Source organism: Glaciecola sp. 33A (genome assembly GCF_002836745.1).
Classification (GTDB): Bacteria; Pseudomonadota; Gammaproteobacteria; order Enterobacterales; family Alteromonadaceae; genus Glaciecola.
Map to the genome: position 1 here is coordinate 18,658 of NZ_PJAR01000032.1, position 19,939 is coordinate 38,596.

16 protein-coding genes and 2 pseudogenes are annotated in these 19,939 nt (G+C 42.1%); 15 read left to right on the plus strand and 3 right to left on the minus strand.

The window, feature by feature from the left end; all coding sequences use genetic code 11:
- Nucleotides 1-532 precede the first annotated feature (532 nt).
- Nucleotides 533-976, plus strand: coding sequence for a SirB2 family protein (locus CXF81_RS05765; protein ID WP_101180418.1), 444 nt, complete (start codon nt 533-535; stop codon nt 974-976).
- Nucleotides 977-1,097: 121 nt separating this feature from the next.
- On the opposite strand, the gene CXF81_RS05770 is transcribed toward CXF81_RS05765, so the two are convergent.
- Both CXF81_RS05770 and CXF81_RS05775 read right to left on the minus strand, forming a co-directional pair.
- The gene (locus tag CXF81_RS05770; protein ID WP_101180419.1) at nt 1,098-2,018 is read right to left on the minus strand and encodes a glutaminase; all 921 of its coding nucleotides are present in this window, start codon (nt 2,016-2,018) and stop codon (nt 1,098-1,100) included.
- A 319-nt stretch (nt 2,019-2,337) separates the two neighbouring features.
- Entirely contained in the window at nt 2,338-3,006 is a 669-nt protein-coding gene (locus tag CXF81_RS05775; protein WP_101180420.1) for a glutathione S-transferase family protein, read from the minus strand.
- Nucleotides 3,007-3,121: 115 nt separating this feature from the next.
- On the opposite strand from CXF81_RS05775, the gene trxC reads away from it, so the two are divergent.
- Nucleotides 3,122-3,550 carry a thioredoxin TrxC gene (trxC, locus tag CXF81_RS05780; protein ID WP_101180421.1) on the plus strand — a complete coding sequence of 143 codons (429 nt, stop codon included), beginning with the start codon at nt 3,122-3,124 and terminating at the stop codon, nt 3,548-3,550.
- A 20-nt stretch (nt 3,551-3,570) separates the two neighbouring features.
- Here the strand turns inward: trxC and CXF81_RS05785 are convergent, their stop codons facing one another.
- Complete coding sequence (locus CXF81_RS05785; RefSeq protein WP_101180422.1) at nt 3,571-4,263, minus strand: cupin domain-containing protein; 693 nt, start codon at nt 4,261-4,263, stop codon at nt 3,571-3,573.
- Nucleotides 4,264-4,896: 633 nt separating this feature from the next.
- Between CXF81_RS05785 and CXF81_RS05790 the strand changes: the two genes are divergently transcribed.
- The 13 genes and pseudogenes from CXF81_RS05790 to CXF81_RS05840 all read left to right on the plus strand — a co-directional run bounded on the left by CXF81_RS05790 (nt 4,897) and on the right by CXF81_RS05840 (nt 19,899).
- On the plus strand, nt 4,897-5,445 hold the full coding sequence (locus tag CXF81_RS05790; RefSeq protein ID WP_101180423.1) for a TetR/AcrR family transcriptional regulator: 549 nt from the start codon (nt 4,897-4,899) through the stop codon (nt 5,443-5,445).
- A gap of 213 nt (nt 5,446-5,658) precedes the next feature.
- Nucleotides 5,659-5,889 carry a FeoA family protein gene (locus CXF81_RS05795; protein WP_101180424.1) on the plus strand — a complete coding sequence of 77 codons (231 nt, stop codon included), beginning with the start codon at nt 5,659-5,661 and terminating at the stop codon, nt 5,887-5,889.
- A 1-nt stretch (nt 5,890) separates the two neighbouring features.
- Nucleotides 5,891-7,762, plus strand: coding sequence for a ferrous iron transporter B (locus CXF81_RS05800; protein ID WP_101180425.1), 1,872 nt, complete (start codon nt 5,891-5,893; stop codon nt 7,760-7,762).
- Nucleotides 7,763-8,204: 442 nt separating this feature from the next.
- Nucleotides 8,205-10,769, plus strand: coding sequence for a nitrite reductase large subunit NirB (gene nirB, locus CXF81_RS05805; RefSeq protein WP_101180426.1), 2,565 nt, complete (start codon nt 8,205-8,207; stop codon nt 10,767-10,769).
- Nucleotides 10,770-10,929: 160 nt separating this feature from the next.
- Entirely contained in the window at nt 10,930-11,298 is a 369-nt protein-coding gene (gene nirD / locus CXF81_RS05810) for a nitrite reductase small subunit NirD (protein ID WP_101180467.1), read from the plus strand.
- A 17-nt stretch (nt 11,299-11,315) separates the two neighbouring features.
- Nucleotides 11,316-12,758: pseudogene (locus CXF81_RS20620) on the plus strand (molybdopterin-dependent oxidoreductase); the annotation flags it as partial.
- A gap of 324 nt (nt 12,759-13,082) precedes the next feature.
- A pseudogene (locus tag CXF81_RS20625) lies at nt 13,083-13,397 on the plus strand (molybdopterin dinucleotide binding domain-containing protein); the annotation flags it as partial.
- A gap of 420 nt (nt 13,398-13,817) precedes the next feature.
- Nucleotides 13,818-14,078, plus strand: a complete 261-nt coding sequence (locus CXF81_RS20630) for a bacterioferritin-associated ferredoxin (RefSeq protein ID WP_369828650.1) — start codon at nt 13,818-13,820, stop codon at nt 14,076-14,078.
- Nucleotides 14,075-14,968: a uroporphyrinogen-III C-methyltransferase gene (gene cobA / locus CXF81_RS05820; RefSeq protein WP_101180428.1), complete on the plus strand. Its 894-nt coding sequence runs from the start codon at nt 14,075-14,077 to the stop codon at nt 14,966-14,968. Before CXF81_RS20630 ends, cobA begins: the two co-directional genes overlap by 4 nt.
- Before the next feature lie 16 nt (nt 14,969-14,984).
- Nucleotides 14,985-16,091 carry a glycosyl transferase family protein gene (locus CXF81_RS05825; RefSeq protein ID WP_157825503.1) on the plus strand — a complete coding sequence of 369 codons (1,107 nt, stop codon included), beginning with the start codon at nt 14,985-14,987 and terminating at the stop codon, nt 16,089-16,091.
- A gap of 95 nt (nt 16,092-16,186) precedes the next feature.
- On the plus strand, nt 16,187-16,810 hold the full coding sequence (locus CXF81_RS05830; protein ID WP_101180430.1) for an ANTAR domain-containing response regulator: 624 nt from the start codon (nt 16,187-16,189) through the stop codon (nt 16,808-16,810).
- A gap of 149 nt (nt 16,811-16,959) precedes the next feature.
- The gene (locus CXF81_RS05835) at nt 16,960-18,051 is read left to right on the plus strand and encodes a CmpA/NrtA family ABC transporter substrate-binding protein (RefSeq protein ID WP_101180431.1); all 1,092 of its coding nucleotides are present in this window, start codon (nt 16,960-16,962) and stop codon (nt 18,049-18,051) included.
- A gap of 534 nt (nt 18,052-18,585) precedes the next feature.
- Nucleotides 18,586-19,899, plus strand: coding sequence for a CmpA/NrtA family ABC transporter substrate-binding protein (locus tag CXF81_RS05840; protein ID WP_232771795.1), 1,314 nt, complete (start codon nt 18,586-18,588; stop codon nt 19,897-19,899).
- The last annotated feature ends 40 nt before the right edge of the window (nt 19,900-19,939 follow it).

The following is a 19,939-nucleotide window of genomic DNA, read 5'->3' on the forward strand; positions in this document are numbered from 1 at the left end:
TAAGTGACTATTTAGCATTGTAATAACAATCTTTGAGAGGCTTTTTAAACTGTAAAGCTGGAACTGGAGAAGGATGCGTATTACCGGCGATAGTTTGTCGGCTATTTTGAATACCGAATACTCCTGGGTTGGCGTCAAATCCCTCATCTTTTGCTGCATAGTCCACTACATTTATATCAGCTCAGTCATCAGCAGCGCTGTAAAAGCTATTTCCAGTTTTTCGGACTTGTATGTATAGATACTGGAGTCGCGGCAGTTATTTGGCAATATAAAAGCAAAATTTTCTAGTTTAACAAGCAATTTTTGATCCCGACTCATCCTTATTTGCGTTTCTGTGGGTTAGATACGCAGTTGTTTAATCGCACAATTTTGGCGCATTATGCTCTTTAATTAATCTGCCAGCATGCAAACAAACTAATTTAACTTGGTATCTGTGTAAAATCCTAATAGTATGGTTTGTATCAACCTACTGATGTGCATATTGCCTTCAATCAGTAAACAAAAAGAATAAAAATGCCAAGGAATGAATGCCATGTACATGATAGTTAAACACGCCCATCTCACCATAATTTTGCTTACGTTTGTTTTGTTCATCATTAGCTTTGTGTTGACCATAAAAAAATCAGAAATGGTCAATAACAAGCTTTTAAAAATAGGGCCGCATATTTTATACACTCTATTTGTTATTACCTTCGTTTATATGGTCGCGGTTAATCCTCTGAATCTTTATCCGTTTGTAAACGGCTGGGCATCATCGAAGCTTGGTGGGTTTGTACTATATGTATTATCTATTACGCTTGCACTTAAATGGGCGAAATCCAATTTATGGCGTTTTGTAGGTCTGATTAGTGCTATTTTCTGGTTAGTAATGAGCGCTAGACTTGCCTATGCAGACCACCTCAAAGTCAAAGTGGCAGCTGCGGACGCGAATGCTTATGTTGAATTTGTACAGTCAATGGCAGTGGCCATCTGCTGAGTATTTATAAGAATAAGTAAATCGTAAAATAAGGTCAGATAACGCATTATATTATGTTGTTATCTGGCTCAAACTTTCGTTTTTTGCTTAAGTCAAAATCGTCATGCAGGTTTTAGTAAAACTACTGACCAAATACTGACCATCCAGTTTTAGACGCAAACAGCTCAAGCGCCTCAGTGCCAAGTTTACTATTTCCTATAACATCCAAGCCTGGGGACCAAACCGCAATTGATGCTTTGCCTGGCGCAATGGCTAATATACCACCTCCAACGCCACTCTTTCCTGGCAGTCCAACTCTAAATGCGAACTCTCCTGAACCATCGTAGTGGCCACACATTAACATCAAGGCGTTAATACGCTTTGCGCGTTGCGGTGACACGACAGCATAACCTGTTGTTGGATTGATGCCATTATTAGCTAAAAACAGTCCTGCTGTAGCAAGTTGATGCGTGTTCATGGCTATTGAGCAATGATGAAAATAAGTACCTAATACCGCTTGTACGTCGTTTTCAAAATGACCAAATGAGGCCATAAAATAAGCCAATGAAGCATTTCGGGTTCCTGTCTCAACTTCAGAGCGTGCTACTTTTTGGTCAATAACAATACTCTCATCATTGGCTAAAAAACGAATAAATTGGACTATTTCAGCTAAGCTCTCTTTGGGTTGATGGCCTTGCATAATGATATCTGCAATAGCAATTGCACCAGCATTAATAAATGGGTTACGTGGCTTGCCATGTTCATGCTCAAGCTGAACGATAGAATTAAATGGGTCGCCGGATGGCTCGCGGCCAACACGGGACCAAATCGCCTCTCCTAACTTTCCCAATGCTAAGGTAAGTGTAAATACTTTTGAGACACTCTGAATGGAAAAAGTCGTTTGCGCACACCCAGCACTATAGGTTTCTCCGTTTGGCAGTGCAACGCTAATGGCAAACTGGTTTGAATCGATTTTTGCGAGTTGAGGAATATAAGATGCTACCTCGCCTTTCTCCGCCGATTGCCCCATCTGCTGTGCTATTTCATCAAGTATTGATTGCAAGGGCTCTCCAATTGTAGATTGTTCAAGTAAATAGTAGGCTCACCATTAATGCGCAACATGCCATCCTATATCAATCATAGTAGATGTCCAAAATAAGCGTTGTCTTTTACTTTTTGCAGTTATTGCGGTCACCTTGTTGTTGCTTGCTAGAATGGCAACAAAACAGAGATGGATTGTTTGGTATAAGGCGGTAAAGAGGCAGCCATTTCTTATTAGCTAATCTGTCAATTGACTATTTATAAGCGCATAAACCCAAAGAGCGCGAGAGGCGCTCTTTGTATTACGCTATTTTTCGAACTTTTTAGGTTTTGCGTGTTCTTTACGTCTTCGCAAATGCTTTTGCTAAATAAGCATCAAAGTCAGGTTTCGCCGCGGCTTGGTCTTTCGCTATCGCCCTCGCTTCTGGCATAGCATTTAACTTTGCAAATAACGCTTTTGCACCAGGTGCTTCAGCAAACAAGTCGATTTCAAATAATTTTTTAGCCACAGCTGATGCTAAACTCATTGAATATAAAAAGAATATATCAGCGGCGGTCATTTTCTCACCTGCAAGGTAGGGTGAAAATGAGGCTGCACGGGCCAGCGCTTGTATACCATTGAGCAGTGCACGTTTTACTTCGTTCTTAGTTTGTTCATGCACGGGCACACCAAAAAAAGCTTCAGAATGGCAGCGTCGAGCAGGCAATTCTATATACAGTTCTACCATTTTCATTAACTCTCTAATTCTGGCTCGTTCGTAAGCTGAGCCAAAAATTAGTGGAACCGCAGGAGATAATTCATCTAAGTATTCAAAAATAACATTGGTTTCGATCAACACGCCATCTGCCGTTTGTAGCGCGGGTACTTTTCCGGTTGGACAGATTGCTAGGTACTCAGGTGTTTGATTCGGATAGGTAATAACCGCTTCATATTCAATGCCTTTTATGGCCATTGCTAGTTTGATCATGTTGTAATAATTACTGACGTCAAATCCGTATAATTTAAGCATTGTATTGTCTCAATCGATATTTTTAGTTGTACGATACTGTTGCGTTTTATTGCTAAATTTGCAACATTCAAATTCTTATAGTGAAGTATCATTTTTTTAAACTTAAGGAAAATCCATGAATATTGTTTGTGCACATTGTTCGTCAACCAATCGCATTCCCGACGATAAAACTCATGTCGGTGCTAAATGCGGCAAATGCGGTGAAGCAATTTATAGCTCCAAGCCAGTTGACCTAGATGACAGTAATTTTTATCCCTATGTTGAAAAAAACCACATGCCTGTCGTCGTCGATTTTTGGGCCAGCTGGTGTGGGCCATGCAAAGCAATGGGACCCGCATTTGAAAGTGTCGCAAAAGAGTCTGATGGGATTTTGTTTGCAAAAGTAAACACTGAAGATGCAAATGCCGTGTCAGCTGATGCTGCTATTCGCTCTATTCCAACGCTAATCTTTTTCCATAAAGGTAAGGAAATTAATCGAATTTCGGGTGGAATGGGCGAAACACAATTAAAACAATGGATAATGCAAAGCCTACAAAAAATTTAAAAACTAAGACTAAGCAAAGCCTAGGCGCTTTCAACTCGTTTTATTTGATTTTCAATATCCGGCAAATTACCGGTTTTAATCCACATCGTTGCGCCTTCACTTGATGCTTGAAGGTGTAATTTTTGTCCCACAGGGAGACGCAACCAGTCATGCTTACTTAACTGAACTTGATTATGCATAATGCTGCCATTAAGGACCAATACCTCATTACCATCCGTTGCGTCGCTTTGCCATAGCGTATTACCAGACAATCTAATGTGCTTTACTTTTTCATAATCATCACTAAATAACAACCGTTCGACTATATTGTTTTCATTGTCTGCAAAGGTGATATCCGCCTGATCCATCTGAATATTGACATGCAGGCGATCCTCGGGCTGAAATTGCCACAGCTTTACGAAAATAATACAGCCTGTTTTCGAACCAGGTTTATGCCTTGATTGGGGAGAGTTACGTACGTATGAGCCAATTGGATAGTCACCATTTTCGTCTTGAAATACGCCATCAAGGACAATGAATTCCTCACCACCACTATGAATATGCGGTGAAAAATGACTTTGCGGTGCATACCGAACAATACTCGTTGCTCTTGCAACCTCAATGCCCACACGGTCAAGTGGCTTCCTATCAACACCTGCCATCGGCGATGCGAGCCATTCTTGGTCTACTGTATGCACGCAGGCAAATTTTGAAAAGTCTGCATTTATTTTCATATGGTCCTCGTTACTCAATTAAACCGTTAGCCTTGGCTTGTGACTACTCGGCAATTAGTAACTCTCGCTATATTACTAATTGCTACATTATTAATCGCGACATTATTAATCGCGACATTACTAATTGCTAATGCCGCCGAGTGTATATATATTAATTTACCTATCTATAAGTAGGTAAATTAAACGAAAGTTACGGTACTGTCAAAAGTATTTACTTTACTGAGTTTGTTGCTGTTAAAAATGGCTTCTTCCATATAGCCGGCTTCGCGTTCAGAAAACTCACTGGTTGCAAGATGAAGTTTGATCTGTCTAATACTAGCAGGAACGCTGGCTGGATAATTGCCTTCTCATTAGATATATCAGGCACTTGTGTATTAGATCCTGTGCTCCATTCGTGGTGTTCAAACAACAGTTTATGGGCGGTGCAACTCCGCCACCGAAAATGCCAACCTTTGGATGTTTTTCTTTCATATTTTATCTATCCACCCACTATGAAGATTTTAATAACGGCAAGATTAATACCTATTGATAGGTAAGTATAGTATTCTAGTTATAAAGTTGGTCGCACAAAAAATGTGTCGTCTCAGTTTTATTACCTAGTTTCATGATTACGATTAAATGTCGAGAATGTAGATGAGTAAAAAAGAAGCCATACTAAACGCCGCAGAAAATAAAGCACGATTAGGTGGCTATAATAATTTCAGTTTTCGTGAGTTGGCGAACGAGGTCGGCATCAAAAGTGCGAGTGTGCATTATCACTTTCCCACGAAAGCGGATTTAGGGGCTGAACTCGCAAAACGATATACTGAGAATTTTCTTCAAGCACTTGGCGAGCCTGCGCTATTAATTGTGCAAGGAAAAGATCCTATAGAGCGTTATATAGAGTTATTTCGACATGCGCTTATTGCGGATAAAAAGATGTGCCTGTGCGGATTGTTCGGCGCTGAATCAGATGCACTGCCTCAAAAGGTTAAACGGTACACGACGCTTTTTTTTGAAAAGAATATTGATTGGTTGCAATGCGCTATCGAAAAATTAGAGGGCGGCACAACGGTCAAAGCTCGAAATAAAGCCATCTTTATATTGTCGTTACTGGAAGGCTCAATGATGATGAGTAAAGTGTTAAATACCAATGAAATATTCAGCATTGCCACTAAATTTATAGAGCCTGGCAAAAACTAATCGTTTTATTGTCTTTTTCTTTACATTTCGTTGCGATATATCAAGTCTCTTGCCGGAGATCCGCTTTTTTACGGTAGTCTGCTTGATATTAATCTGAATAAGAACTATTCTTGTTTACCTAATTGATTACGCATTGAATAAGCTTCCTTAATTAGTGTGCTTTTCGCGCTATCCTGTTGTTAACTATTATTCGATGCCTTAAAAGAGTGCAGTATGACGGTCTGGGATATTCCTTCAAAAAAATCAGCTTCTATTAAAAGTCTTAGCACTGCTATGCATGCAGATGTGGCTATTAGACTGCAGGAAATGGGTTTTAAAGAAGGACAGTTAGTTACCTGTATAAAGCGCACTGCTTTTAATGGCCCAACGGTTATTCAACTGGGCGATTGTATCTATTCATTGGAACAAAGTGTTGCTAACCATGTAAACGTTAGCGTTATCTAAAATGCAAAAAATTATTCTTGTTGGTAAGCCTAATTCTGGCAAAAGTCTGCTGTTCAATCAATTAACCGGACTAAGGCAAAAAGTCGCTAATTTTCCGGGTGTTACCGTTGAGCTAAAAAGCGGTGTTTTTAAAGCATATCGGCACACTGCCAATCCCCAAAGCGGCGAAGTTCTGGATGCTAGAAAGCAGTTTGAACTCATCGATTATCCCGGCACGTATTCCTTAAAATCATGGTCAAAAGACGAAGCAATCGCTATCGAGCAACTGCTCGCTGCAATGTCAGATGAAAAGACCAGTGTGATTTTATGCAACCTCGATGCAACTCGCATGGAGCGTTCACTAGTGTTCGCCTTACAAGTTCAGCAAATTGCGAGGCAGCATAATAAAACAGTGGTATTTACATTAAACATGGTTGATGAGCTTTTACGCTTCAACCATAACCTTGACACTATTAAGCTAAGTGAAAAGTTGGGAAGTCCTGTTTATGCGGTGTCTGCCAAAACCCTAATTGGGATTAGTGACTTGCAAAAAGGACTGAGTAAAATTGCTATTTCGCCACAGGAGTATCGGGTAAAGCCAACTGATATTAATCAGCAGTCTTTTGCCATTGCCGCTAAAATTCTCGCCAAGGAATTTGCAATTCCAGCTGATGTTGTGCTTAAAAGGCAAAATACAATAGATCGCTTTTTGCTCAATTCGGTGTTTGGTGGTATTGCCTTTTTACTCATTATGTTCTTTTTGTTTCAAAGTATTTTTACGTGGGCTGCGCCGCTAATGGATGCAACAGAGGACGCCATTGGCTTCCTTGCTGGAGTTGTTTCCGAGTTTTTACGCGAGGGCGTAGTAAACGACTTTATGACTGACGCGGTATTTGGAGGCTTTGGCTCATTTCTTGTTTTTGTGCCACAAATAATGATACTAACACTCATTATTGGCCTGTTAGAGGACAGTGGCTATTTGGCACGAGCGGCACTTATTTGTCATAAGCCTTTGAGCTTTTTTGGTTTGTCAGGCCGCAGCTTTATTCCTTATTTATCCGGTCATGCCTGTGCAATACCAGCAATATTAGCCGCAAGGACGATTGAGTCTCCCCGTAAACGCTTCGTGACCATGCTTACCGTTCCTCTTATGTCTTGTTCGGCTAGGTTACCTGTTTATGCACTCTTAATTGCTGTTCTTGTGCCTGATGTTAGTTATTTAGGGGGCTGGGTCAACTTGCAAGGCGCTATGTTTTTTGTGTTGTATTTATCTGGCATTTTAACCGCACTTATTGTCAGTAGTGTGCTCAATAAAATGACCGAAGGGTCCAAAGAGCTTCAAGATATGCCCTTTATACTAGAACTACCTTCGTATCGATTACCCCATTGGCAGCCCTTGTTTTATCGAGTTGTTAACAGTGGTACTCAATTTGTTAAGCGGGCTGGTCCTATCATTTTTGCGGTGTCTTTGATTATTTGGACTTTAGGGTATTTTCCAAATAACGGTGATTTGCAAAACTCTTACTTGTCGGCAATTGGGCAATGGATTGAGCCTGTTTTCACGCCTTTGGGTTTAGATTGGCGTTATGGTGTTGCGATCTTAGTTTCATTTTTGGCGCGTGAATTATTAGTTGGTGTGTTGGGTACGATGTTTAGTATGCAAAACGCCGATGATAATATTGCAGGCTTGGCTGCAAACCTCGAGGCTGATGGTCTTTCGCTAGCATCCGGTGTGGCTTTACTCGGGTTTTATGTTATTGCATTGCAATGCGTCGCTACCGTTGCAACACTTAAGTCTGAACTGGGTAAAAGTCGTTACGCATGGGGCGCTTTTGTGGCCTATGGAGTGCTTGCTTATTTTGTTTCTATGTTGTTATACACGGTTTTATCCTAACACTTATTGTCTATCGCTCTCATCGTAGTTAACAGCCGTTTGGTGCCTGTACTAGGTCATTGTGACCGAATGATGAATGCGCCCTAATAAAGCAAAATTGTGCAAGTTTGGTGCGAGAAACATGCTTTCGATTGTTTCTATATCTCTAACTATATGAAAATATTGTAAAAAATATATTGGCATATTTAGTGAATATAATTATTAGTTACAACGGCGGTTGCAATAGCATGGCATCAGATCGTAGCTCACCGTTTTAGTCTGATTGCACTTTTTTAGGCACCCATACAATAGCCTAGCGTTGAATTTTACAGTCAGTCATTGCAAGCGCAAAACCAACATATTTTATAGTCAACCGATGACGGTTGATTTATAACGGCAACGAAGCCCGCAGCAGATCATTGATCGACTGTGGGTTTTTTTATGCCTGAAAAAGGAAAGAAAGATGGCGAAGTCAATTATTAGTAGCGCTCCTAAAGACAATATCGTGGTTATTGGCAACGGCATGGTCGGGCATCATTTTGTACAGCAATTGCGAGCACAAAGCCCAGATACCTCCATTCGAGTGTTGTCGGGCGAGCCACGTTTAGCCTATGACCGAGTTCATTTATCTGAATTTTTCAGTGGTAAAACCGCTGATGACTTAGCAATGACCACACCTGCGGAATATGCGTCACTCAACGTGAGTTTTCATACTGAGGCTTGGGTAACAACTATTGATAAAGTAAGCAAAATAGTCACCATCAAAACCGGTCAACAGTTTTGCTACGACAAACTTGTTTTAGCAACGGGTTCATACCCTTTTGTTCCTCCTATTCCTGGTAACCAGCAACAGCATTGTTTGGTGTACCGCACAATTGAGGACCTTTATGATATTCAAGCCTCCGCACAGGTCAGTAAAATAGGCGTTGTTGTTGGCGGCGGCCTATTAGGTTTGGAAGCAGCGAATGCGCTCAAGGAAGCCGGTCTTGAAACACATGTTGTCGAATTTGCACCGCAGTTAATGGCGGTGCAACTAGATACCTCAGGTGGCCGATTGCTACGAGACAACATCAGTGCACTTGGCGTTGAAGTGCACACTCAAAAAGCGACCCAAGAAATTGTTGCCGGTGATAACTGCAGATATCGTATGAATTTTGCTGATGGTACCTTCCTAGAAACTGACATGATCCTCTTTTCTGCAGGTATTCGTCCCAGTGATTCTCTCGCTAAAGCGCATGACTTAGCCATGGGGGAACGCGGAGGTATTGTGATTGATGATTATTGTTTAACCTCAGATAAACATATTTATGCAGTCGGTGAGTGTGCGCTTTGGCAGCAACGAATATTTGGCTTAGTTGCACCGGGTTATACGATGGCCCGAGCCGCGGTATCGCATATTCTGAATGGCGAATCTGATAAAACACTTAAGTTTGAGGGTGCTGACATGAGCACGAAACTCAAGCTGATGGGTGTTGAAGTTGGTTCGATTGGTGATGCTCACGCGAAAACCCTGAACGCACTGTCTTATACTTATGAGAACCAGCCTCTGGGCGTATACAAGAAAATAGTGGTTGATGGTACACAAACTAAACTGCTTGGTGCAGTGTTAGTCGGTGATACAAGTGACTACGATACGTTACTTCAATACGCACTTAATGCGATTGATTTACCTGAATTCCCAGAATCATTAATCCTGCCTTTTACCGGAGATGCATCCCCTGCAATAGGCGCTGACGCTTTGCCCATGGCCGCAACAATATGCTCTTGTCACAATGTCTCCAAGGGCGACATTGTGACTGCAATAGACCAAGGTAGTTGTACGCTCAGTAGCGTTAGGTCTTGTACCAAAGCCAGTTCTGGCTGCGGCGGTTGCGCTGCATTGTTGAAGAAAGTGGTTGATACTGAGCTTGGTAAGCGCGGTGTGGAGGTGAAAAAAGATGTCTGCGAACATTTTGCCCACTCACGTCAGGAATTATTTCATATCGTGAAAGTTGAGAGCATCACCTCCTTCGATGTATTAATCGGGGAACATGGCAAGGGTCTAGGCTGCGAGATATGTAAACCCCTGTCGGCGTCTATTTTTGCGTCGGTTTATAATGATTTTATTTTACAAAAAGAACACCTAGGTCTGCAAGATACCAATGATATTTTCCTTGGCAATATGCAAAAGGACGGCACTTATTCAGTTGTGCCTCGCGTTCCTGCTGGCGAAATAACACCTGAAAAGCTGATCCTACTGGGTGAAGTTGCGCGCGACTATCGTCTTTACACAAAAATTACGGGAGGCCAACGGGTGGATTTATTTGGAGCTCGGGTCGAAGACTTGCCCGATATTTGGGAACGCCTTGTCGGGGGTGGTTTTGAAACCGGACATGCCTATGCGAAATCGCTGCGCACGGTAAAGTCTTGTGTCGGCAGCACATGGTGTCGCTTTGGAGTGCAAGATTCAGTTGGTCAGGCCATCGACCTAGAAAACCGCTATAAAGGGTTGCGTGCGCCACATAAGATTAAATTTGGTGTATCCGGTTGCACTCGGGAATGTGCCGAAGCACAAAGCAAAGACATAGGCATTATTGCTACAGAAAACGGATGGAACTTATACGTCTGCGGTAACGGTGGAATGAAACCAAGACACGGAGATTTATTCGCAATCGATCTAGACACTAAAACCCTGGTCAAATACATCGATAGAATATTGTCTTTTTACATCAAAACAGCAGATCGTTTGCAACGCACGTCCGTTTGGATGGATAACATGGAAGGTGGGTTAGGCTACCTTCAAGACGTGGTTATTAATGATGCCTTGGGCATTGCAAGTGAGCTCGAGGCACAAATGCAAAATGTTGTAGATACGTACCAATGTGAATGGAAAACCACGGTTGAAAATCCGCAGCTGCGTAAACGCTTCCGCCAGTTTGTTAACAGCAATCAGGCAGACAACAACATCACGTTTGTGCAACAACGCGGTCAAATCAGACCCGCGACTGAAGAAGAAAAAAATACCATTGATATTGTAGAACGGGTGTAGGAAAAAGCGCATAAGTACAGCAATAACTAACCAAGCGAGAAACGTAATGACAAATGCACTTACTAAGCATCAACAGAACGAGAGCGGTACAATTGACCCAGATAGCATAACGAGTATAGCCAAGACGCCGTTATGCATTTCTCAGATAAGCACGAATGAGATGGAGGGCGAACAGTCTATGCAAAGAGTCTGTGAATTATCCGATCTTGCACCCAACTCAGGTGTGTGCGCCTTGATTAATGATGTCCAAGTCGCCATCTTCCAACTAGTCGATAGTAAAAGCCAGACAAGCGTCTATGCCTTAAGCAATTGGGACCCAATAGGTAAAGCAAATGTTATGTATAGAGGGCTCATAGGTTCTATTTCAGATGAGCCTGTGATTTGCTCTCCTTTATACAAACAGCACTATTCGTTAGTGACGGGGCGCTGTTTTGAAAGTGAAGAGATGCATTTGTCGGTCTATAGGTGTGTTGTTGAAAATCAGCATGTTTTTGTTGATCTCGCTGATCTCGCGACATTTGCTGCATAGCTCTGGCAGATACAAAAATGTTGATTCAAAACAATTCTTTGGCAAAGGTAATCCAAACAACCTGTCCATATTGTGGTGTGGGTTGCGGTATTGATGTTGACGCTAAGGCTCTAACTCTCGTCGGCTCGGCTGCTCATCCTGCTAATGTTGGTCGGTTGTGTGTCAAAGGCGCCCATCTTCTTGAAACAATCTCACCTGAAGGGCGCTTGTTGCAGCCTGCTATTAATGGTCAAACTGTGTCTTGGGATGAGGCGACCTCGTTGGTTGCATTAAGACTTCAACAAACCATTGCTGAATATGGTCCAGACTCAGTCGCATTCTATGTCTCAGGCCAGCTTCTTACTGAAGACTACTATGTCGCCAATAAACTAATGAAGGGCTTCCTAGGCAGTGCCAATATTGACACTAATTCCCGCCTTTGCATGTCCTCAGCGGTTGCCGGCTATAAACGTGCTTTCGGCGCAGATGTCGTTCCATGCAGCTATGAAGATATAGAGCAAACAGAATTACTCGTGCTAATCGGGTCTAATGCTGCGTGGACACATCCAGTGCTTTTTCAGCGCATGGAGCAAGCAAAAAAATCTAATCCAGCGATGAAAATAGTGGTTGTTGACCCAAGAATAACGGCGTCAACCGCGCAATCTGATTTGGATCTACATATAAAGTCCGGTACTGACACTATATTGTTTAACGGGCTACTGAACTACTTAAAACAAAAAGAGGCCGTTGATCGTTGTTTTGTTTTAGAAAATACCGACTTTGCAGACGCCGCATTTAGTGCGGCAGAACCTTATTCACCTGAAAAAGTAAGTGAGCTGTGCGATATTGAGCATGCCAAAGTCCTTTGTTTTTTCGAATGGTTTGCCGCGTCAACCTCCGCCATTTCATTTTATTCGATGGGTATTAACCAATCCGTTTCAGGTGTAGATAATGCAAACGCCATTATTAACTGTCACCTTGCGACGGGTAAAATTGGCAAACCAGGAAGTGGTCCTTTCTCAATAACGGGTCAACCGAATGCGATGGGGGGCAGGGAGGTTGGCGGTCTATCCAATATGCTAGCTGCGCATATGGAGATTGAGGACAAACAGCACAATGCACTCGTAGAACGCTTTTGGTTAGCTGAAAATATGGTTAAAACCAATGGACTAAAAGCAGTAGATATGTTTGAAAAGTTGCATAAAGGTGACATTAAGTTTATCTGGATAATGGCCACAAACCCAGTGGTGAGTATGCCTAATCGGCAAAAAATTGAAGAAGCACTGCTCGGATGCGATACCGTTGTAGTGTCGGACACGGTGAGTAAAAACGACACACTTAAGTTTGCAAATATTGTATTACCAGCGACAGGCTGGTCTGAAAAGGACGGTACTGTTACCAATTCCGAACGCAGAATATCAAGACAACGAGCGATATTTTCGCCCACCGGGCTAGCTCGACATGATTGGCAAATTATTTGCGATGTTGCTGCTAAAATGGGGTATCAAAAAGCATTTGCATTCACTCATGTTAGCCAGATCTTTGCTGAGCATGCGCAGCTTACCGCCTTTGAGAATGATGGTGAACGTGCTCTTGATCTATCTGCACTTGCGGATCTGACTAAACAACAGTATGACGCCTTGCAACCCATTCAATGGCCAGTAAACAAAGCGAATCCGAAGGGCTCATCGAGAATGTTTATGGATAATAAATTCTTTACCGATAACCGTAAGGCTAAATTCGTCGCGATCTTGCCAAAAGCGCCAGAGCAATTTACTTGTAACGCGTTTCCGCTGGTATTAAATACCGGACGCGTTCGTGACCAATGGCACACAATGACAAGAACCGGTAACGCGGCTCGCCTACATCAACATACTGCCCAGGCGGAACTAAGCATTCATCCAATGGATGCTGCAATTCTATGTTTGAATGAGGGCGATTTAGTGTCACTTCGCGCGCAACATAGTCCACTGCCGGTTATTCTGCCTACCCTCATATCAAAAAACCAAAGGAAAGGTGAGTTGTTCGCTCCAATTCATTGGTCTAAGACTTGGTCATCCCATGTCAATATAACGAGCTTATTTACCGATGCTAATGATAAAATTTCAGGACAACCTGAGCTCAAACATGCGGCAGTGAGCTTAAACAAAACGGGGGTAAAAGCGCAAGGCTCTTTATTTTCTCGCCATGAATTGCCCGAATTATTAGTCAATGAAATTTGTGATTATTGGGTCAAAATTAAATTAGAAAATGGCTATCAGTATCATATTGCTTTGCTGGGTGCATTTGAAAAGCTGAGTGCTGTTGAAGCTAAAAATACGCGTGACACCTCAGACCCAATTAGTTTGAGCAATTGGTACGCTCAAATAAGTGCTCATATTATACAAGATTCTGAAATTCAAACACTGGCGTCAGCTTCCCAGCTTATCGCTGTTAACATTGATCAAGAAGCGCTTTCTATGCTCGTTGTTTTGCATATGCATGGCAAAAACGCGGTTAGCGATGTTCTTGAATATCAAATAGACGCCAACTGGTTAAGCATGTTGCTAGGCAAGGATGTAGTTTGTGCGAGCGATATTCGCGATTTATTAAGAAATTGTCCCGCTGAAGAATTCACTCAAGGTAAATTAATCTGCAGCTGCTTCAGTGTGCGCGAGAAAACCATTAGTGATGCGATTTCTCGGGGTTGCAACACTGTTGATAATCTGGGTAAACAACTAAAGTGTGGTACCAATTGTGGTTCATGTAAGTCTGAATTATCAACCTTGATTAAAGTGACACAAATAGCGGAGCCAACATGACCACATTAATGAATAACATAGTAAATGCAGGCATGGGCTTCTTTAAAGTAGGTTGGCAGCAACTTTGGATACCTTCCCAAAAATCCAGGGTGGTGGTGCACCGAGCTAAGCCGCATGCAAAAATAGGCTCTGTTGCTATTGTAGGTGCGGGCCCAGGCGATGCAGAACTATTAACAATTATGGCTTATAAAGCACTGCAAAATGCTGATGTTGTGCTGTTTGATTGGCTAGTAGATGAGTCAGTGTTAAGAATTATTCCAGCGCATATTGAAAAAGAGTTTGTTGGTAAACGAGCGGGTAAACATAGCATGCAGCAGACAGATATTTGTCAGCGTATTTTACTGCATGCAATGGCGGGTAAAAGGGTGGTGCGCCTGAAAGGAGGCGATCCTGCCATATTTGCGCGCACCGTTGAAGAAACTCAAATGTTAAACCAATATAACGTGCCTTTTTGTATTATCCCGGGTATTACGTCGGCGTCCGGCGCATCAGCTTATACCGGTATTCCACTTACTCACAGAGAGTGCGCATCGTCGGTTAGATTTATTACGGCAAGTCTTAAAATCCCATCTTCAGAACCGAATTGGAAAGAGTTGGTGAGTAGCAGTGAAAATCAAACAATGGTTTTCTATATGGGCTTAAAGAAACTTGATCTAATCTGCTGCCGACTAATTAATAATGGCCTTGCAACATCGTTTCCTGTCGCTGTCGTCGATAATGCATGTACGCCAATACAACGTACTGAAATTGGCACCATAGCAACAATTACTCGACAAGTAGAAGAGGCTAAATTCAGTGGCCCCGCGATGATTGTGGTAGGTAAAGTTGTAGATTACAAGCAGGCCGTCACCTTGGCATTAATGTATACTGTTGCAGTCAAGCCATATTAAGGAGCTTAACCTAACCTTGAATAGTAATCCTCCTCAACATTCAGCAGCTAGCGCTTTCGTTCCTTATTTACAAGCAGTGGGTCGTGGGCAGAGAAGTGGACGCAGTCTCAGCCAAACTGAAGCGTGTGATGCGATGACGATGTTGCTTGAAAATCGAATTACACCTGAGCAGCGCGGTGCGTTTTTAATGCTTTTGCGCGTTCGCGAGGAAACTGCCGAAGAAATTGCGGGTTTTACTCAGGCTTGCAGAGCAACGTTACCTTATGCACTCACCAAAAATGTGGGCCAGAAAAATAGCGAAACCATTATCGATTTGGATGTAGGTGCTTATGCGGGCAAGCGTAGACAGCTTCCGTGGTTTCTTCTAGCGATAGCCTGCTTGGTTCAGGAAGGAGTGAAAGTTGGCATGCATGGCACCCAAGAGCCAGAGTCGCAAAGGTTATATATTCAATCTGTTTTGTCACAATTAAGTGCCAGCACACAAGTACACAATGAGTATTTAAAACCCGCAGAAAATCAATGGCAAGCGGCGTCTATTGAGAGTATTAAAAGCAAAATTAAACATCAAGGTTTTGTCTATGCCGACTTGTCACTGTTGCATCCGCAATTGGATGAACTTATTCAACTTCGTGAATTTTTTGGCTTGCGCTCATGCGCCAATACGTTAGCGCGTTTACTTAATCCATTCAACGCAAGCTATTCACTACAAGGCGTACATCACAAACATTTGGACGATAAACACGTGGAGGTTGCCAGGCTGTTGCATGAACGACACATCCTTTGCTTTCGAGGAGAAGGGGGAGAGCCGGAGGTCGATCCATCAAAAGAAACAATCTTAAAAATCTGTCGTCAGGGCAATGTTGAGCATATTAGTTTAATACCAGAGCAACGATGGGAACTAAAACCGAAGGCGTTGGATGTGAAATTCTTATCGTCGGTGTGGCAAGGTGCGAGTATGCACAGTTATGGTGAAAATACGGTTATTTCAACACTCGCAGCACTGTTAATTTTACTTGAAAATAAAAACCAAGAGCACGCATTCTTAGAAGCAAATAAGCTTTGGAAAGCGAGGAATAGCAGCCGTTTCCTTGGTGTTAATACGCAATCACTACGCCGTTTATGATGTTATTTAATCAACCTTTAGGTAGGTTTTATAGCAGTTGGCTGGTTCTTTGCAATCAAATTAACTTAATTTGATATCTTTCCCCATTGCGGTCAATGAATAAAAACGACTCATATCACGAAAACACAACTGATAAGCGTGACAAGCTGAGCATTCTGCTTATCGATGATGATCAAACTCGTGCTTCTGAGTTGATCGCCGCATTGGAAAACTCACGTTATCAGGTAAATCACTTAGTAAGTTCAGGGGCATCCTTATTAAAACAGGTAGATGACCTGAAGCCTGATATGGTTGTTATTGATATCGAATCCCCAGACAGAGATATTCTCGACAGCCTGCACACTCTTTCTAACTTTAATCCCAAACCGATTGTCATGTTCTCTGAACAAGAGGATGCCGACATTATTACACGTTCAGTAAAATCGGGAGTCAGTGCTTACGTTTGTGGTAATGCTGACCCAAAAAGAGTTCGCGCAATTTTGGATGCTGCATTGGCCCGTTTTGAAGACTATCAAAGTGTTAAGCAAGAGTTGGTGAATACAAAGCAAGAATTAGAAGCGACAAAGGTCATTGATACGGCGAAGCGTTTATTAATGAAATCAAGGAATATGTCTGAACATGAGGCGTTTCATGCATTACGTAAGATGGCGATGGACACCGGGCAAAAAATTGAACAGGTTGCAAAAACGTTGATATCTGTTCTTAATACAATTAAGTAGAACGGCCCTTGGCAGAGTGAGTAACCGTAACGTAGAAGTAAATTTAATGATGAAAAAAAACAAAATTGGGCTGTCGTATAACGTAATAGTCGTCGTAAGACTTTTGCAAAAAGCGTCAACCAGAACACGTTTCCGAATGGAGAAATACCATGTCAGTTGAAGTTAAGCTTGGTTTTGTTCCTTTGACCGACAGTGCGCCCTTAATCGTTGCACAGGAGTTGGGATATTTTCGAGAGTTTGAATTAGATGTTAAATTATGTCCACAAAACTCATGGTCAACGCTGCGAGATAAATTGCAAACGGGTTTGCTTGATGCAGCTCAACTATTAGCTCCTATACCTCTTGCTAGTTCACTTGGGCTTGGTGGCATGCAAGTACAAATGACGATACCCATGGTACTGAGCCAAAATGGCAACGCCATTTCACTCTCTCGTGTTTTGTGTGACGAAATATTATTGGATAACAAACTATCTGAATTACCTTTTCCAATGCCATCAAACTTATTAACTAAGATTGTGCAAAGACGGGCTAAGAAAGGAGAAAAAAAGCTTCGCTTTGCGACTGTATTTCCTTACAGCTGCCACCAATATCAGTTGTTGGATTGGTTGAAGGCGGCAAATGTGCATAACGACATTGATGTGATCACTATTCCACCTAGTGAAATGTCAGGCTCGCTGGAGTCAGGTTTAATTGATGGATTCTGCGTTGGCGGGCCTTGGAGCGCAAAATCGGTGCGTGAAGGAACGGGCGTGACGGTGTTAACCTCGTATCATATTTGGCAAGACAAAGCAGAAAAAGTCCTCGGAATAACCGACGCTTTTTACCAAAAAGAGCCAGAATTGATTGCTAAGCTGTGTGCCGCTCTGCTCTTAGCGTGCGAATGGTTACAACATTTACCCAACAGATTCGAAGCTGCCAAGCTGATGTCGCAAAGCGGTTACTTAAATGAACCTATCGAGGTTATCGCACCTTCACTATTAGGCAGTTGCTTGATCCAGCAAAATCAATCACCTCAACATGTTCCTCATTACAACCGTTTTTATGAGTCGGATTTCATTGTGGTTAATTCACCCACATTAGAATTGCAACAGTGGCTGTTACAAAAGATGCTCGACAGTCATCAGATATCACCAAACGATGCTCAGCAGATTGTGGTAACACAGATTATGCAAAAAATTGTGAATACGGCATGCTTTGATGAAGCAATAGCATTACTCGAAAAACAAAGACATAAATACTGATTATGACGTTCCTGATTTTGCTAAAGACGAAACCAACAAGCACAGCAATAGTGCAATTTGCACAAAGTTGATTCATTTGACTGGATCATAACTTCGTTGTTAAATTGTTAAGGCTTTGATTATAAACAAGTAAAAAGTTGGCATTAATGATGCAAAGCCACAGTGAAAGTTAGAAAGCTGATAGCGAACAAAATGTGTGTTTGTCGGGACATTTATTTTGTGGTTAGCAGCTTGAATGAGAAATGTAGTCCTGTGATCAGTATTACATTTACTTATTTATAATAATAAGAAACTAACGACGAGGAATAACTATCACCAAAGATGGTGTCAGTTATTCAGGCAAAGTAGCCCACGATGAAAAGATAGTAATGTCTCTTCAACGTGGGTTTTTTTTTGGATTTTTATCGGTTTTATCAATATTAAAAGAGAAAGGATCATCCTATGGTTAATCAAAAAATGAAGACATTTAACACCTCAATGAGGCCGGTTTTAGTCGCAGTTATAGCTATTACGTTTTTCTCTTTATGTGTAAATATGCAGTTGGCCCAAGCGCAAACGAAAGTAGGTTACGCCGAAAAAGAAGAGCTTAAAATCGGCTTTATTAAACTAACTGATATGGCGCCATTAGCGGTGGCTTATGAAAAAGGCTATTTCGAAGACGAAGGCTTGTATGTCACGTTAGAAGCTCAAGCTAATTGGAAAGTACTTTTGGATCGAGTTATTGATGGCCAGCTTGACGGTGCTCATATGTTAGCGGGTCAACCTTTGGGCGCGACGATTGGATTTGGAACTCAGGCTCACATTATCACTGCTTTCAGTATGGATTTGAATGGAAACGCGATTACCGTATCCAATGATGTTTGGGCTCAGATGAAGCCAAATATTAAACATAAAAATGGCAGACCAGTGCATCCAATTACAGCTGATGCACTAAAACCTGTTGTGGATAGATACGCTGCACAAGGTAAGCCTTTTAAGATGGGTATGGTATTTCCAGTATCTACGCATAATTACGAATTACGTTATTGGTTAGCGGCGGGTGGCATTCACCCGGGCTACTATGCACCCCATAAAGGCGACACAAGCGGGCAAATTGACGCACAAGCGTTGTTGTCTGTAACACCGCCACCACAAATGCCAGCGACCATGGAAGCAGGCACTATTGATGGTTACTGTGTGGGTGAGCCGTGGAATCAGCAAGCGGTCATTAAAGGTATTGGAGTGCCCGTTATTACCGACTACGAAATTTGGAAAAACAATCCTGAAAAAGTATTTGGCGTCAGCGCCCAGTGGGCACAAGAGAATCCAAATACCCACATTCGTGTTGTAAAAGCAATGATTAGAGCGGCAATGTGGTTGGATGAAAATGATAATGCAAACCGAGTAGAAGCCGTCAAGATACTTGCAAGAAGCTCCTATGTGGGTGCCGACGAAGAGGTTATCGCAAACAGTATGACCGGGACCTTTGAGTACGAAAAAGGCGATAAACGTGAGATACCCGACTTCAACGTATTTTTTCGCTACAACGCAACCTATCCATTCTTTAGTGATGCGATTTGGTATTTGACTCAAATGCGGCGCTGGGGACAAATTGAAGAGCCTAAGTCTGACGACTGGTTTATGGCTACTGCAAAGAAAGTATACAAGCCTAAAATCTATGCTGTTGCTGCTAAAGAACTGATTAGCGAGGGTAAAGCGAAAGCATCCGACTTCCCTGACTTTGCAACGGAAACAGGGTTTAAGCCTCCTCAAAGCGAATTTATCGACAATGTGACTTATGACGCTACAACACCCAATGCCTATCTGAACTCATTTGCTATTGGTTTAAAAGCAGATAGCAAAATCTAATTTGCATTGGATAAAGTCGACTTTAGGAGTGAATCTTATG